Below are 14,039 nucleotides of genomic sequence, written 5' to 3'. Positions count from 1 at the left end.
GCTTCCTTCACATTAAAAACAAGATTGCGGCAACGATCGTCGGCCCCAGGGCACCTGCCAGCAGGCCCAGGGCGCCGATCGATTCGTCGTTGAAGCCGCGCCGCAGCAAGGCGGCGCCGGCCGGGTTCGGGGCGTTGGCGATCACGGTCAGGCCGCCACCGGCGACCGCGCCGGCCACCAGCATGTATTTGGCGTGCTCGGACAGCCCGGAGATCAAGGAACCGAGATAGGTCAGTGCCGCATTGTCGGTGATTGCGGTCAGGCCAAGCGCACCGAAGAACAGGGCGGTCGGGCTCAAGCTGGAGATAATTGGCTGCAGCCACCATTGCTGCATCCCGCCCAGCACGACGAGTCCGGCCAGGAAAAATCCGACCAACAAGCCTTCCTTCAGGATCAAGGGATCCTGGTGACGCTGGTAAGCCTGGGTAAAGCCCAGGAACAGCAGGAACAGGCCGAGGAACAGCACCGGGTGGTGCGCCAGCAGCACGACCGCGGCCAGGAAGGCCAGGTGGATCGCGGAGACTTTGAGCGGTACCGGCAGGGCAGCCTCGGCGGTGGCCGGCGCCAGGTGCTTGCGCAGCAGAAAAATGACGACGCTGGCGTTGATGAGCACGGCCACGGCGGCGCGCCAGCCGAAGTGGGTCAGCATGTAGGCGCTGTCCCAGCCCCAGGTACCCGCCACCATCAGCACCGGCGGCGCGGCATAGGAGCTCAAGGTGCCGCCGATCGAGACGTTCACGAACAGCACGCCGAGCGCGCCGTATTTCAGCGGTTCCGGAATCCCGGGCCGGAACACCTGGGGCGCGAGCATCATGGCAGCGAGCGTCATCGCGGCCGGCTCCGTGATCAGCGAGCCGGTCAAGGGCACCAGGCCCAGGCCCAGCCAGGCGAGCGCGACTTCGGTGCGGATCGGCACCAGCCGTGCAACCGTGCCCAGCAGTGCACGCACCGCGTCGAGCACCGGGCGCGATGCGGCGATGACCATGACCACGAACACGAACAGGGGTTCGGTGTACTGGCGCGATTCGGCGTAGTCGACGGCGGCGCCCGGTCCGACAATGAGCGCCATTGCCACGAGCAGGACGAAGGCCCAGAAGCCGAACACGACCTCGACTTCACCGAGCAGGTGGAACAATCCTTCATGGCGCGGATGGCGCTCCGCCAGGACCTCGAAGCCCTTGGCGGCGAACGTGTGGACGAGGGCGCAGGCGAAGAGGATGGCGCCGACCAGCTGGATCGTGGTCATGGGCGGCGTCCGGAGAAGAGGGAAGCGGTCATTGTCATGCGGATAATGAATGGACGCCCATTATTTCATCTTTTGATGCAGGCCGGATGCTGGGTCGGACGCACTTACTCTTCAAGACAGTTTTTGCGCGTACACAAGGATAAAGTTAAATCGCGCGTTTTCAAACTATACACATCTTGCCAAAAGCTGAACGACCGAGTACTGTACATCCATCCAGTACTTTTGCATTTCCCCAATTATGTCTTGTTCACCGCACATTGCCACGCCAGAAGAATTGCACCCTTCGCTGTGGCGCGCCTCGCAGTTGGCCCACGCGCATGCACGCTGCGTCGACACTGGCCATCCTGCCTTGTCGAAGCAATTGCCGGGCGGTGGCTGGCCGACGGGCACGCTCATCGATTTGCTGCTGCAGCAGCCCGGCATCGGTGAAATGCGCTTGCTGCGTCCGGCACTGGCGGCAGCTGCATCGCGCCGCATCGTGCTGCTGCAGCCGCCCCATCCGCCGCAGGCGCTGGCGCTGGCCGCGCTCGGCGTGCCGCCTTCCCAGCTGATCTGGCTGCGCGCCACCCGCGGGGCCGATGCGCTGTGGGCGGCCGAGCAGGTACTGCGCAGCGGCAGTTGCGGGGCGCTGCTGTTCTGGACCAACCATGCGCGCGGTGAAAGCCTGCGCCGCCTGCACCTGGCGGCGCAATGCGGCGAGACCCTGTTCTTCATGATGCGCCCGCTGGCCAGCGCCCAGGATTCATCTCCGGCGCCGCTGCGCCTGTCCTTGCGGCCTGCCGCAGGCGGGCTCGACATCGGCTTCATCAAACGCCGGGGACCGCAGCGCGATGCGCCGCTGTTCCTGCCCCTCACTCCTTCTTTGCTCCAACGCCATGCGACTGTGGATCGGCCTGTATTTACCCCAGTTACCGCTCGAGGTGTTCAGCCCGAACTGGTCAACTGACCGTGGGGTCGTCGTGCTCGAGGGGGAACGGGTGCTGGCAGCCTCGCCCCTCGCGCACGCCGCCGGCGTCCAGATCGGCATGCGCCGCGGCGGCGTGCTGATGCTCATGCCCGAGGCGCGCATCGTCGAGCGTTCGCCCGAGCGCGAGGCCGAGGCCCTGCACGCGGTGGCAATGGCGCTGTTGCAGTACACGCCGCAGGTGGCGCAGGCCGAAGAGTCGACCTTGTTGATCGACATCGGCGCCAGCCTGCGCCTGTTCGGCGGCATCCGCGCCCTGTGTGCTCGCGTGCGCGCCAGCCTGCGCGCGCTCGGTTTCTCGGGCTGTCTCAGCTGCGCCCCGACCGCGCGCGGCACCTGGATGCTGGCGCGCCGGCGCGCCGGCCGCGTCCTCACGGTCGCTTCGCTCACGCGCCGGCTCGACCGCCTGCCGAGCACCTTGCCGCCGCCGGCCAGGCCGTTCGCCGCCTGGTTCGAGGGCATCGGCTGCTTCGACATCGGCGCCATGCGGCGCCTGCCGCGTCCCGGCCTGCAGCGCCGCTGCGGCCGCGCGCTGCTCGATATGCTCGATGCCGCCTACGGCATGGCGCCCGAGCTGTTCGAATGGATCGAGGCGCCCACCGTCTTTCACGCAAGGATCGAACTGTTCGACCGTATCGAGAACGCCGAACAATGCCTGCAAGGCGCCCAGCGCCTGGTGCAGCAACTCACAGGCTGGCTGTGCGCGCACCAGCTCGCGACCCTGCGCATCACGCTGCTGCTCGAACACGAGCGGGGCAAGGTAGCGCGCCCGCCCACCGCGGTCGAGATCGCGCTGGGCGAACCGACCTGGCGCGACGAGCACCTGGTGCGCTTGCTGAAGGAACGCCTGGCGCAGGTGGTGCTGGAAGCCCCCGTCATCGGCCTCGCGCTCGACGCCCCGCAACTGCAGCCGATGGCGCCTTTGACCGAGTCGCTGTTTCCCGAACCCGGCGGCAGCGAAGAAGACCGGGTGCGCATGCTCGAGCTGCTGATCGCGCGCCTGGGACCGGACAATGTTTTACAGGCGCTGCCCCAGGCCGATTACCGGCCCGAGGTGGCGAATGCCTGGGTGCCCTTGCACCAAAAGGTGCGCGAGTCGGTACGCTCTTCGCAGATGCCATCGGACGTGCAAAGCCTGCCGCGCCCCACCTGGATTTTGGCCAAACCGATCGCGCTCCTGATGCGCAACCACCGGCCGTTTTATGGCTCGCCTTTAAAAATGGCGTCGACCCCGGAGCGCATCGAGGCGGGCTGGTGGAACGAGCCGCAGACGCGCGATTATTTTATCGCCGAGGGGCAGGATCACACGCTGTACTGGGTGTATCGCGAGCGGATCGTGGGGGCGTCGGAGGATGCGCATCCACGGTGGTTCCTGCATGGCTTGTTTGGATGAACGTCCCTTCCTTGCACGCCCGCCCAATCCGGTGCAGAGTAGCGTCTTCTTCAAACAGGGAACGTCATGCCGACCGAACGCGTTGAGTTTCAGGGCCCGCACGGCAAGCTGGCGGCCAAGCTGGATTTGCCCGACGGAATACCGCGCGCCTATGGCGTCTTCGCCCACTGCTTTACTTGCAGCAAGGACGTACTGGCGGCGAACCGCATTGCGCAAGGCCTGGCCGCGCACGGCGTCGGCATGCTGCGCTTCGATTTCGCCGGTCTCGGTGCCAGCGCAGGCAATTTTGGCGACACCAATTTTTCATCGACCGTGGAAGACATCGTGGCCGCCGCCGGTTTTCTGCGCGAAAAGTTCACGGCGCCGCGTTTGCTGGTTGGCCACAGCATGGGCGGCACCGCCGTGCTGGCCGCGGCCCATCTCATTCCCGAGTCCACCGCCGTGGTGACGATCGCCTCGCCCAGCGATCCGCACTATGTGGTGAACGCCTTGTTGTCCGAGCACCTCGACACGCTTGCCCAGTTGGGCGAGGCGCGCGTCAAGCTCGCCGGGCGCGATTTTCACATCCGCCAGCAGTTTGTCGAGGACGCGACCCGGCATCGATTGGCCGACAGGATCGCGCACCTGGGCCGTGCACTGCTGGTCATGCATGCACCAAGCGACGATACGGTGGAGATTGCGAACGCAGTGAAGATTTTCGAGATGGCGCAGTATCCGAAGAGCTTCGTGTCGCTCGACGGGATCGATCATCTGGTGACGGGCAGGGAGGATGCGGCGCAGGTGGCCGCGATGATTGCGGCGTGGAGCACGCGGTATATCGACGGCGCTTGAAACGGCCGGTCATGTCGGAAAATCGTCGGATGGGCGGCGCCCAACCGACGAACAAGGCGCTATTCCTCGTCGAACTCTTCGGCGAGGTTCTTCCACCCACGGCTCTTGGCAAACGGCGCAAATTCCTCAGGCGCTTCGAGCACGATCAGCTGGCGGTCCTGCAGGCCAGGGTCGCTATGCTCAAAGTCGGGGCCGTTGTAGCCGAGCGCGCGCAGGCGGTCGATGATCTGCTTGACGAGGACGGTGTCCTTGTACAAGCCGCCGTCGACGGGGTTCGCGAAATCCACGTACACATCAATAATCCCGTAGCCCTCGTCGAAAATGCGGATCGCCTTGACGTCGTGGGAACGGCCGGTGCTGTCAACGGCCTTGAACGGGCCGGACAGTTCAATGTCGGTATCGGTAGTCATGGTATGAGCATACCACCGACCCGACATACGCGAAGTCCCGGAACACGCGTCAAGCGATCACGCCTTACTTGAGCGCCTTGTAAATCGCCTCCAGCCGGTCCGGCGTGCCGGGAATGCGTTCGAGGCGCGGATAGCGCAAGCCGCCATGGTAGTCGAGCGAAATCGTGCGCAGGTTATTGCCCTTTTTCACCAGCAGCTCGATCGGCGCCTTGCCGGTCTTCGACGCCTTGACGGCCGCCTTCAGTACCTCCGGCTTGAACACCTTGTTGTTCACGGCGACGATCGTCGTATTACCGGCCAGGCCGGCGCGGAAACCGGCGCCATCCCACTGCACGTTGCTCACGCCGCCATCGGCGCGCACGGCGAAGCCGAGCGAATAACTGAAGTCGGTCGACTTGCTGCGTTCCTCGCCGCCCTTGATGTAATCGGTGGGGGTGTCGGTGTAGACCAGCTTCCAGCCGGCGCGCGTCAAGCCGTCGAGCGGGGCGCCGGGGCCGTTGCCATCGAGGCGCGAACGCAGGAAGGGCACCCAGTCGAATTTCTGCACGCGGGTCAGCGTCGCGACGACATCGTCGAAGGTGTAGAAGGCGGGCAGGTAACTGCCGTTGTTGATGCCGTAGAAGGCGCGCGCGAAATCGTCGAGCGAACGCTTGTCGCCGGACAGCTCGCGGATCTTGGTGTCGACGTCGAGCCAGATCAGGGCGCCTTCCGAATAATAATCTTCGCTGCGCTGGTAGTTGCTCCAGGCGAGACCGCGGCGGCCGGCCACGATCGGGTCGTTCACCGTGTCCTGCACCGGGCGCCAGCTGCGTCCACCCGTGTTGTCATAGCGGGCGGCCGTGCTTGCCAGCGCATCGCGTGCGCCGGCTTGCGAGACCATGCCCGAGCGCGCGCCGAGTACGCTGCCCCAGTACTGGGTCTGGCCCTCGTACACCCACAGCAGGTTGTTTTGCAGCGGCGTGTTGAAGTTCGGGACGTCCTGTCCGCTTGGCCTGCGGAACTTGCCGTTCCACGAATGGGTGTACTCGTGCGGCAGCAGGTCGCGTCCCGCTTCGGTACGTGCCCAGTCCGTGAAGTAGCCCGGCTTGACGCCGTTCTCGCTCGACTGGTGGTGTTCGCGTCCGACGCCGCCGAATTCATCCGACAGCGCCAGCAGGAAATCGTAGTGGTCGTAGTGGTGCGAGCCGAAGAGTTTCAAGGATTGCTGCACCATCGCGCGGTGCGCCGCGATCTGCTCGGGTTTCGCTTCCAGGCTCTCGGCATTGTCGGCCACGACGTTCAGCGAGACACGCACCTTGGCGCCCGGATCGAGGTCGAACTTTTTAAAATGGCGGCCCGCGAACAGCGGCGAATCGATCAGCGTCTCGAGGTCGTGCGCCTTGAACTGGACTTCGTCGCCCGTGCGCTGCGCCGTCTCGAGTGCGGTGCCGTACTGCCAGCCCGCCGGCAGGGTGAGCGACGGCTGCACCGTGATGCGGCGCGCCACGTAACCGGCCGGGTACAAGGTCACCGATGGCCACTGCAGGCCGAGGATGTCGTCGGTCATGACGATGCGGCCCTGGGCCGGGTCGAGCGGCGACAGGAACTGGTATTCCGCTTCCAGGGTCGTCGCGCCTTCCGGCACGGTCACGTGGAAGGCGAACACCTCGACCGGGTCGCGCGTCCACGCGACCGGCTTGCCGTTGGCCGTGAATTTGAGTCCCGCAAGTTGCGTCAGCGGGCCGCTCGGGCCGTGGTTCGCCGGCAGCCATTGCGGATACAGGAAGGTCATCGGGCCAGGCTTTACGGGCACCGTCATGCGCATGCGGAAAATCTGCTGCGACAAATTGGTCGCATCGACTTTCAGGACGATGGTGCCGGGGTAGGGCTGGTCGACCGGAGCAGGGACGGCGGCTTGCGCCGGAAAGCTGAGGGCCAGGGCGAGGGCGAGGCTGGAAGCCGTCCTGGTGGCGAAGAGGAAGGGAGCGTGTGCGGTCATCTCGTAGGCAGTGTGGGGTCCAAAACCGGACGAGTGTAGCACGCAGAAAATCACTTAATACTCTGAAACACCGTTGCAAATAAAATTTGCAAAAAGTATAAAAAATCCGTATTTTGTATGCCTTGAAAAACGGTTGGGGTGGCATTAGATTGGTTCCAACGGATGCTCACGATGAGGTCCGTCAACTTATCGCTTAACTTTTAAAGGATATTTATCATGCGTACTTTTGACCTCGCTCCCCTGTACCGTTCCGCCATCGGCTTCGACCGCCTGGCCAGCCTGCTCGAGCAGCGCGCCGAAACGCAGCCGAGCTACCCACCGTACAACGTCGAGCTGCTCGCCGAAGACAAATACCGCATCGTGATGGCCCTCGCAGGCTTCTCGCGCGATGAAGTGGAAATCGTCGCCGAGCGCGACACCCTGCACGTGACTGGCCGCAAGCAGAAGGACGATACCCAGCGCACCTTCCTGCACCGCGGTATCGCCGCCCGCGACTTCGAACAGCGCTTCCAGCTGGCGAACCACGTAAAGGTCACCACCGCCTCGTTCGACAACGGCATGCTGACCATCGACCTGGTGCGCGAAGTGCCTGAGGCACTCAAGCCGCGCAAGATCCAGATCGCAGACGCGCACGTTGGCGATGCCAACGGGTCCATCGACAATGTTCAGCAGATCGAACAGCGTCAGGCCGCTTAAAGCGGAACGCGTGGCATAAGCGGTACAGGCAGTAAGGAAGAGGGTGCCCGCGGTCAGGGCGCCCTTTTTTACGCCTTGGGGCAGGCGGACAGTTTTGTCCAAACGCCCCAAGGCTGAGCTTTAAGCACCGTCTAAGCTAGACCAGCCACACTAACCAACATCGACACACGTGATCGACCAACCCTTTTGATCCAGGAGCACGTCCATGCAAAACGAAGGTGCAGTCAACGCCATCACCGCAAAACGTCTCACGCTGGCGCTATGCGCGGCGGGCGTAATCGGCGGCGCGGTCGGAGCGATTACCGTCAACCATAACAACGCCACCGCCCAGAGCGCCCCGGTTGCCGTGGCGCCTGCGCCTGTGCCGGTCACCCCTCCTGCGCTTGCTGCGGGCGCACCTGCCGCCACCGTGACGCTGCCCGATTTCACCCGCATCGCCGCCCAGAACGGCAAGGCGGTCGTGAACATCCGCGTCGTCGGCAGCACCAAGACCAGCGCGCGTGGTGGCCCGCAAATGGATCCGAACGATCCGCTCTATGAATTCTTCCGTCGCTTCGGGGGCCCGCAGCAGCGCGGCCCGCAAAACGACGCTCCCGTTTTCGGCGCCGGATCGGGCTTCATCGTAAGCCCGGACGGCGTCATCCTGACAAATGCCCACGTGGTGCAGGGCGCCAGCGAAGTCACGGTCAAGTTGCACGACCGGCGCGAATACCGTGCCAAGGTGCTCGGCTCCGATCCGGCGACCGACGTGGCGGTACTCAAAATCGACGCCAAGAACCTGCCGGTCGTCCCGATGGGTAATTCGCGCTCGCTGCTGGTCGGCGAGTGGGTGCTGGCGATCGGTTCGCCGTATGGCCTCGAGTCGACCGTGACGGCCGGCGTTGTCAGCGCCACCGGCCGTAACCTGCAAAACGACAGCAACGTGCCGTTCATCCAGACCGACGTGGCCGTGAACCCCGGTAACTCGGGCGGGCCGCTGTTCAATACGCGTGGTGAAGTCGTCGGCATCAACTCGCAGATCTACAGCCAGACCGGCGGCTACCAGGGCCTGTCGTTCGCGATTCCGATCAACCTCGCGGTGCGCGTCAAGGACCAGATCGTCGCCACCGGCAAGGCGCAACATGTCAAGCTCGGCGTCTCGATCCAGGACGTGAACCAGGGCTTTGCCGATTCCTTCAACCTGGCCTCGCCGGAAGGCGCGCTGGTTGCCAATGTCGAACGCGGCAGTGCAGCCGAACGGGCCGGCCTGAAGTCGGGCGACGTGGTGCGCACGGTGAACGGCCAGCCGATCATCGGCTCGGGCGATTTGCCGGGCATGCTGGCGATGTCGAAACCGGGCGACAAGGTCGCGCTCGACGTCTGGCGCGACGGCAAAACCGTGCGCCTGAACGCGACGCTGGCCGACGCCAGCGAGAAGCCGGCACGCGCTCCTCGCGAAGAAATGGCGGCGCTCCAGCAGGGCGCCAAGCTGGGCCTGTCGCTGCGTCCCCTCGAACCCATCGAACGGCGCGAGACCGGCATCTCGTCCGGTCTCGTGATCGAGGACGCGGGCGGGCCGGCGATTGCCGCCGGGGTGATGCCGGGCGACGTGCTGTTGTCGGTGAACGGCAAGCCGGTGTCCACGGTCGAGCAGGTGCGCGAGATGGTCAGCAAATCCACGAAATCGGTGGCCTTGCTGATCCAGCGTGGGAGTGACAGAATCTTCATTCCGGTGCGGATTGGCTAAAGACGTTTTCGCCAGCGCAGCCGGACCATACGAATCGAGGTAATTATGCGGCTGCTGCTGGTGGAAGACGATACGATGATCGGCGAAGTGGTGCTCGACCTGCTGCGGGCCGAGCACTACGCCGTCGATTGGGTGAAGGACGGCGAAATGGCCGACACGGCGCTCGTGCAGAACCAGAACTACGACCTGGTGCTGCTCGACCTGGGCCTGCCGAGGAAAGACGGCCTCGAGGTGCTGCGCGCCATGCGCAACCGCAAGGACCGCACCCCGGTGCTGGTCGCCACCGCGCGCGACTCGGTCGCCCAGCGCATCGCCGGGCTGGATGCCGGCGCCGACGACTACGTACTCAAACCCTATGATCTCGACGAGCTGCTGGCACGCATCCGCGCGCTGCTGCGGCGCGCCGCCGGGCGTGCCGAACCCATCTTCGAATACAAGAACATTTCCATCAACCCCGCCACCCGCGAAACCCTGATCGACGGCGAGCCGGTCTCGCTGTCGGCGCGCGAATGGGCCGTGCTGGAGGCGCTGGTCGCGCGACCGGGCGCCGTGCTGTCGCGCTCCCAGCTCGAGGAAAAGCTCTACAGCTGGCGCGATGAAGTCTCCAGCAACGCGGTCGAAGTGTATATCCACGGCCTGCGCAAGAAGCTGGGGAGCGACCTCATTCAAAACGTGCGCGGCGTCGGCTATATGGTCCCGAAAATATGAAGGTGACGCACTCGCTGCGCGGGCGCCTGCTCTGGTTCCTGCTGGCGGCCATTACCCTGGCGGCGCTGGCCCAGGCCTCGATCGCCTACCGCACCGCCCTCGATGACGCCGACCAGATCTTCGACTACCACATGCAGCAGATGGCGCTGTCGCTGCGTTCCAGCACGCCGCTGTCGAACACCGAGGCGACTGAACGCCTCGAGGCGGCGCCCGGCAACGACGACCTGGTGGTGCAGATGTGGTCCCCGGACGGCGTGCAGGTTTTCCATAGCGTCTCGCGTGCGCGCCTGCCGCAGCGCGCGGTGCTCGGCTTTTCCAACCTGAAGGCGAACGGCACGACCTACCGCGTGTTCTCGATCCAGACCAACAACCAGACCGTGCAGGTCGCGCAGGACCTGGCCGTACGGCGCAACATGGCCGGCAACCTGGCACTGCGTACGCTGGGACCGATCGCGGTCATGATGCCGATCCTGATGCTGGTCGTGTGGTGGGTGGTCAGCGGTTCGCTCGAGCCGGTGGCGCGCGTGCGCTCGCAGGTCGCCTCGCGCCAGGCCGACGATCTGTCGCCGGTGTCCGAAGCCGGCCTGCCGGACGAAGTGCGTCCGCTGGTGCACGAACTCAATTTGCTGTTCGGGCGCGTGCGCACGGCCTTCGACGCCCAGCAGAATTTCGTCGCCGACGCCGCCCACGAGTTGCGCACCCCGCTCGCCGCGCTGCGCCTGCAGGCGCAAAGCCTGGACCGCGCTCCCGATCCGGAAGCGCGCAAGGTCGCCGTCGGCCGCCTGACCGCCGGCATCGACCGCGCCACGCGCCTGGTAGAGCAACTGCTGGTGCTGGCGCGCCAGGAAGCGTCGGCCGCGAACGGCGTCGCCACCCGTCCGGTCGACCTGGCCGAACTGGCGCGCCGTACGGTGGGCGACCTGGTCGGTCTTGCGCAGGCGAAGGAAGTGGACCTCGGCCTGCAGCACGCGGATGCCGCCATGATCGACGGCCAGCCCGATGCCCTACACATCCTGCTGCGCAACCTGGTCGAGAACGCGATCAAGTACACCCCAGGCGGCGGCACGGTCGACATCGCCGTGCGCGCCGACAAAGCGGCGGTCGACGTCATGGTCGAAGACAGCGGCCCGGGCATCCCGCCTGAAGAACGCGAGCGCGTGTTCGACCGCTTCTACCGCGTCGCCGGCAGCGACGCCGCCGGCAGCGGCCTGGGCCTGGCGATCATCAAGGCGATCGCCGAGCGGCATGGGGCCACGCTCACGCTCGACAAGTCCGAGCGCCTCGGTGGCCTGGCGGCCACGGTGCGCTTTCCGCTGGCGAAGACCTAGGGTATCAATAAAAAAAGGGACTGAAGTGATCCAGTCCCTTTTTTACGTCCAGCATGCGAAAGTTTAATCCACCGTCGCGCCGCTATCCTTCGCCACCTTCGACCATTTGGCCGATTCGGCCTGGACGAACTTGGTGAAGTTTTCAGGCGTGTCGACCAGCAGGTCCGAACCGGTTTCGGCGCGGATCTTTTCGAATTCAGGCGACTTCATGAACTTGATCGTCTCGGCATTGATCTTGTTGATCACGGCCTTTGGCGTCTTGGCCGGTGCGAACAGGCCGTACCAGGCGTACGACTCGATTTGCGGAATGCCGGCTTCGGCGAAGGTCGGTACGTCCGGCAGCAGCGGCGAGCGCTTCGAGCCCGAGATGGCGATCGGGCGCACCTTGCCGCTCTTAATGTGCGGCATGATCGCGATGGTGCTGTCGAACATGATCGGGATATGGCCGCCCAGCAGGTCGGAAATCGCCGGCGCCGAACCCTTGTACGGTACGTGCACCATCTCGAGTTTCTGGACGCTGTTGAACAGTTCGCCGGTCAGGTGCTGTGGCGTGCCGTTGCCCGAGGACGCGAACGAGAACGAACCTTTCTTCGACTGGATGTGGGCGATCAGTTCCTTCAGGTTCTTTGCCGGGACCGACGGATTGGCCACCAGCACCAGCGGCACGCGCAGCAGGTTGCTGACCGGGGCCAGGTCCTTCAGCGGGTCGAAGGTCATGCCCTTGTAGACGCTCGGATTGATGACGATCGGCGCGCTCGAGGTGATCAGGAGCGTGTTGCCGTCCGCTGGGGAACGCACGACCGCCGCGGTACCGATATTGCCGCCGCCGCCGGCGCGGTTATCGATGACGAAGGTCTTGCCCAGCGTCTGGGTCAGGTGCTTGGCCCATGGGCGCGCCGCGATGTCGGACGGACCGCCCGGTGGCCATGGCACGACGACGTTCACATTCTTCTCGGGCCAGTTTTGAGCAACGGCGCTCAGCGATACGACTGACGCGGCGAAAGCGAGCGCGAACGATTTGGAGAGTAGCTTCATATCCGACATCCTTTGGTTGATTGTCCATCTGACGACGGGGATTTTACACGAAGGCACATGCGCGCAGTTCCCCGGCTGGGCGTCAATACGGGCCGTTCAGGAAACGCTGCTCAACAATACGTTGGCCGTCCGGCCCGGCTTCGGGTATCTTTCTCTTTTTGCCTGTCAGACAATGTTATCCGGCGACAGTTGAACAACCAGACCGACAGCCATGCCGCTTCGGCTTACCCACGGAAGATGTAGATGAACGATTTGGTCAGCACCATCAACGGCATTATCTGGAGTCCCGCCCTGATCGCCCTGTGCCTGGGCGTGGGCTTGTATTTCTCGATCCGCTCGCGTTTCCTGCAAGTGCGCCACGTACGTGAAATGATCCGCCTGATGTTCGAGGGTAAAAGCTCGGAGCAGGGCGTGTCCTCGTTCCAGGCCCTCTCCATGACGCTCGCCGGGCGTGTCGGCACCGGCAACATCGCCGGCGTCGCCACCGCGATCACCTTCGGCGGTCCGGGCGCGGTGTTCTGGATGTGGGCCGTCGCTTTTCTGGGCGCCAGCTCGGCCTTCGTCGAGTCCACGCTGGGCCAGGTCTACAAGGAGCAGATCAATAACCAGTACCGCGGCGGTCCGGCCTTCTACATCGAGAAGGGCCTGGGCATGAAATGGTATGCGCTGACCTTCGCCTTTGCCACCGTCTTCGCCACCGGCCTGCTGCTGCCGGGCGTGCAGGCCAATTCCATCGCCGAAGGCCTGCAGACGGCCATCGGCCTGGACCGCAACGTCACCGCCGCCTGCCTCGCGGTCATGCTGGCCTTTATCATCTTCGGTGGCGTGAAGCGCATCGCCACCTTCGCCGAAGTCGTGGTGCCGTTCATGGCGCTCGGTTACATCCTGGTTGCCCTGGTCATCATCCTGATGAACCTCGAGCGCCTGCCCGAGGTCATGGCACTGATCTTCCGTTCGGCCTTCGGCATGGATGCCGGCTTCGGCGCGATCCTGGGTCTGGCGATCCAGTGGGGCGTCAAGCGCGGCGTGTATTCGAACGAAGCGGGGCAGGGCACCGGCCCGCACGCGTCGAGCGCGGCCGAGGTCAGCCATCCCGCCAAGCAGGGCCTCGTGCAAGGCTTCTCGGTCTACATCGACACCCTGTTCGTCTGCTCCGCGACCGCCTTCATGCTGCTCATCACCGGGCAGTACAACGTCGAGGGACCCGATGGCAAGGCCATGTTCACAGGCGTGCAGGGCGTGGCCAGCGGTCCCGGCTACGTGCAGACGGCGCTGGAAAACGTGATGCCGGGCTTCGGCGCGATCTTCGTGGCGATTGCCTTGCTGTTCTTCGCCTTCACCACCATCGTGGCCTACTACTACATCGCCGAGACCAACATCTCCTACATCGACCGCCATGCGAAGTATCCATGGCTGAAGTTCCTGCTCAAGGCGGCGATCATCGCCGCCACCGTGTACGGCACCATCAAGACGGCGGATCTGGCCTGGGCGCTGGGCGACATCGGCGTGGGCCTGATGGCCTGGCTGAACCTGATCGCCATCCTCTTGCTGCGCAACGTGGCCTTCAAATGCCTGCGCGACTATGAGGCGCAAAAAGCGCAGGGCAAGGATCCGCAGTTCGATCCGCTGGCGCTGGGGATCAAGAATGCCGATTACTGGGAGCGGCGTGTGATCGAGGAGGGCCGCAGGAAGGCAGGCAAGGTCGAGAAAGTGGTGGGCTAACA

The 14,039-nt window shown here is 64.6% G+C and carries 12 protein-coding genes; 8 read left to right on the top strand and 4 right to left on the bottom strand.

Annotation, left to right across the window (positions count from 1 at the left end; genetic code table 11):
- Positions 1–7: 7 nt before the first annotated feature.
- Positions 8–1,246, bottom strand: a complete 1,239-nt coding sequence (locus ACHAC9_RS09835) for a putative Na+/H+ antiporter (RefSeq protein ID WP_435759594.1) — start codon at positions 1,244–1,246, stop codon at positions 8–10.
- A 238-nt stretch (positions 1,247–1,484) separates the two neighbouring features.
- On the opposite strand from ACHAC9_RS09835, the gene imuA reads away from it, so the two are divergent.
- The 3 genes from imuA (at position 1,485) to ACHAC9_RS09820 (ending at position 4,434) form a co-directional block, all read left to right on the top strand.
- Complete coding sequence (gene imuA / locus ACHAC9_RS09830; RefSeq protein ID WP_435759592.1) at positions 1,485–2,192, top strand: translesion DNA synthesis-associated protein ImuA; 708 nt, start codon at positions 1,485–1,487, stop codon at positions 2,190–2,192.
- Positions 2,122–3,603, top strand: coding sequence for a Y-family DNA polymerase (locus ACHAC9_RS09825; RefSeq protein WP_435759590.1), 1,482 nt, complete (start codon positions 2,122–2,124; stop codon positions 3,601–3,603). Before imuA ends, ACHAC9_RS09825 begins: the two co-directional genes overlap by 71 nt.
- A gap of 66 nt (positions 3,604–3,669) precedes the next feature.
- The gene (locus ACHAC9_RS09820) at positions 3,670–4,434 is read left to right on the top strand and encodes an alpha/beta hydrolase family protein (protein WP_435759588.1); all 765 of its coding nucleotides are present in this window, start codon (positions 3,670–3,672) and stop codon (positions 4,432–4,434) included.
- A gap of 59 nt (positions 4,435–4,493) precedes the next feature.
- On the opposite strand, the gene ACHAC9_RS09815 is transcribed toward ACHAC9_RS09820, so the two are convergent.
- Complete coding sequence (locus ACHAC9_RS09815) at positions 4,494–4,844, bottom strand: hypothetical protein (protein ID WP_435759586.1); 351 nt, start codon at positions 4,842–4,844, stop codon at positions 4,494–4,496.
- A gap of 64 nt (positions 4,845–4,908) precedes the next feature.
- Entirely contained in the window at positions 4,909–6,822 is a 1,914-nt protein-coding gene (locus ACHAC9_RS09810) for a M61 family metallopeptidase (protein WP_435759584.1), read from the bottom strand.
- A 216-nt stretch (positions 6,823–7,038) separates the two neighbouring features.
- Between ACHAC9_RS09810 and ACHAC9_RS09805 the strand changes: the two genes are divergently transcribed.
- The 4 genes from ACHAC9_RS09805 (at position 7,039) to ACHAC9_RS09790 (ending at position 11,280) form a co-directional block, all read left to right on the top strand.
- Entirely contained in the window at positions 7,039–7,518 is a 480-nt protein-coding gene (locus tag ACHAC9_RS09805) for an Hsp20 family protein (protein ID WP_435759582.1), read from the top strand.
- A 205-nt stretch (positions 7,519–7,723) separates the two neighbouring features.
- A complete protein-coding gene (locus ACHAC9_RS09800; RefSeq protein ID WP_435759580.1) occupies positions 7,724–9,244 on the top strand; it encodes a Do family serine endopeptidase in 1,521 nt (506 codons plus the stop codon).
- Between the two features lie 45 nt (positions 9,245–9,289).
- Complete coding sequence (locus ACHAC9_RS09795; protein ID WP_435759578.1) at positions 9,290–9,952, top strand: response regulator; 663 nt, start codon at positions 9,290–9,292, stop codon at positions 9,950–9,952.
- Positions 9,949–11,280 (top strand): ATP-binding protein, encoded by a 1,332-nt coding sequence (locus ACHAC9_RS09790; protein WP_435759576.1) that lies wholly within the window; start codon positions 9,949–9,951, stop codon positions 11,278–11,280. Before ACHAC9_RS09795 ends, ACHAC9_RS09790 begins: the two co-directional genes overlap by 4 nt.
- Positions 11,281–11,343: 63 nt before the next feature.
- Here the strand turns inward: ACHAC9_RS09790 and ACHAC9_RS09785 are convergent, their stop codons facing one another.
- Entirely contained in the window at positions 11,344–12,315 is a 972-nt protein-coding gene (locus ACHAC9_RS09785) for a Bug family tripartite tricarboxylate transporter substrate binding protein (RefSeq protein ID WP_435759574.1), read from the bottom strand.
- A gap of 243 nt (positions 12,316–12,558) precedes the next feature.
- Here ACHAC9_RS09785 and ACHAC9_RS09780 point away from each other — a divergent pair, with 243 nt between their 5' ends.
- Complete coding sequence (locus ACHAC9_RS09780; RefSeq protein WP_435759572.1) at positions 12,559–14,037, top strand: alanine/glycine:cation symporter family protein; 1,479 nt, start codon at positions 12,559–12,561, stop codon at positions 14,035–14,037.
- Positions 14,038–14,039: the final 2 nt, after the last annotated feature.

The sequence above is a fragment of the Massilia sp. CMS3.1 genome, from assembly GCF_051262535.1.
Classification (GTDB): domain Bacteria; phylum Pseudomonadota; class Gammaproteobacteria; order Burkholderiales; family Burkholderiaceae_D; genus Telluria.
Note: the sequence above shows the minus strand (reverse complement) of the source record. Positions and strands in the feature narration are given on the sequence as shown.

Coding starts and splice junctions, on each gene's coding strand:
- ACHAC9_RS09835 (WP_435759594.1), bottom strand. CDS start 1,246: ATGACCACGATCCAGCTGGTCGGCGCCATCCTCTTCGCCTGCGCCCTC.
- imuA (WP_435759592.1), top strand. CDS start 1,485: ATGTCTTGTTCACCGCACATTGCCACGCCAGAAGAATTGCACCCTTCG.
- ACHAC9_RS09825 (WP_435759590.1), top strand. CDS start 2,122: ATGCGACTGTGGATCGGCCTGTATTTACCCCAGTTACCGCTCGAGGTG.
- ACHAC9_RS09820 (WP_435759588.1), top strand. CDS start 3,670: ATGCCGACCGAACGCGTTGAGTTTCAGGGCCCGCACGGCAAGCTGGCG.
- ACHAC9_RS09815 (WP_435759586.1), bottom strand. CDS start 4,844: ATGACTACCGATACCGACATTGAACTGTCCGGCCCGTTCAAGGCCGTT.
- ACHAC9_RS09810 (WP_435759584.1), bottom strand. CDS start 6,822: ATGACCGCACACGCTCCCTTCCTCTTCGCCACCAGGACGGCTTCCAGC.
- ACHAC9_RS09805 (WP_435759582.1), top strand. CDS start 7,039: ATGCGTACTTTTGACCTCGCTCCCCTGTACCGTTCCGCCATCGGCTTC.
- ACHAC9_RS09800 (WP_435759580.1), top strand. CDS start 7,724: ATGCAAAACGAAGGTGCAGTCAACGCCATCACCGCAAAACGTCTCACG.
- ACHAC9_RS09795 (WP_435759578.1), top strand. CDS start 9,290: ATGCGGCTGCTGCTGGTGGAAGACGATACGATGATCGGCGAAGTGGTG.
- ACHAC9_RS09790 (WP_435759576.1), top strand. CDS start 9,949: ATGAAGGTGACGCACTCGCTGCGCGGGCGCCTGCTCTGGTTCCTGCTG.
- ACHAC9_RS09785 (WP_435759574.1), bottom strand. CDS start 12,315: ATGAAGCTACTCTCCAAATCGTTCGCGCTCGCTTTCGCCGCGTCAGTC.
- ACHAC9_RS09780 (WP_435759572.1), top strand. CDS start 12,559: ATGAACGATTTGGTCAGCACCATCAACGGCATTATCTGGAGTCCCGCC.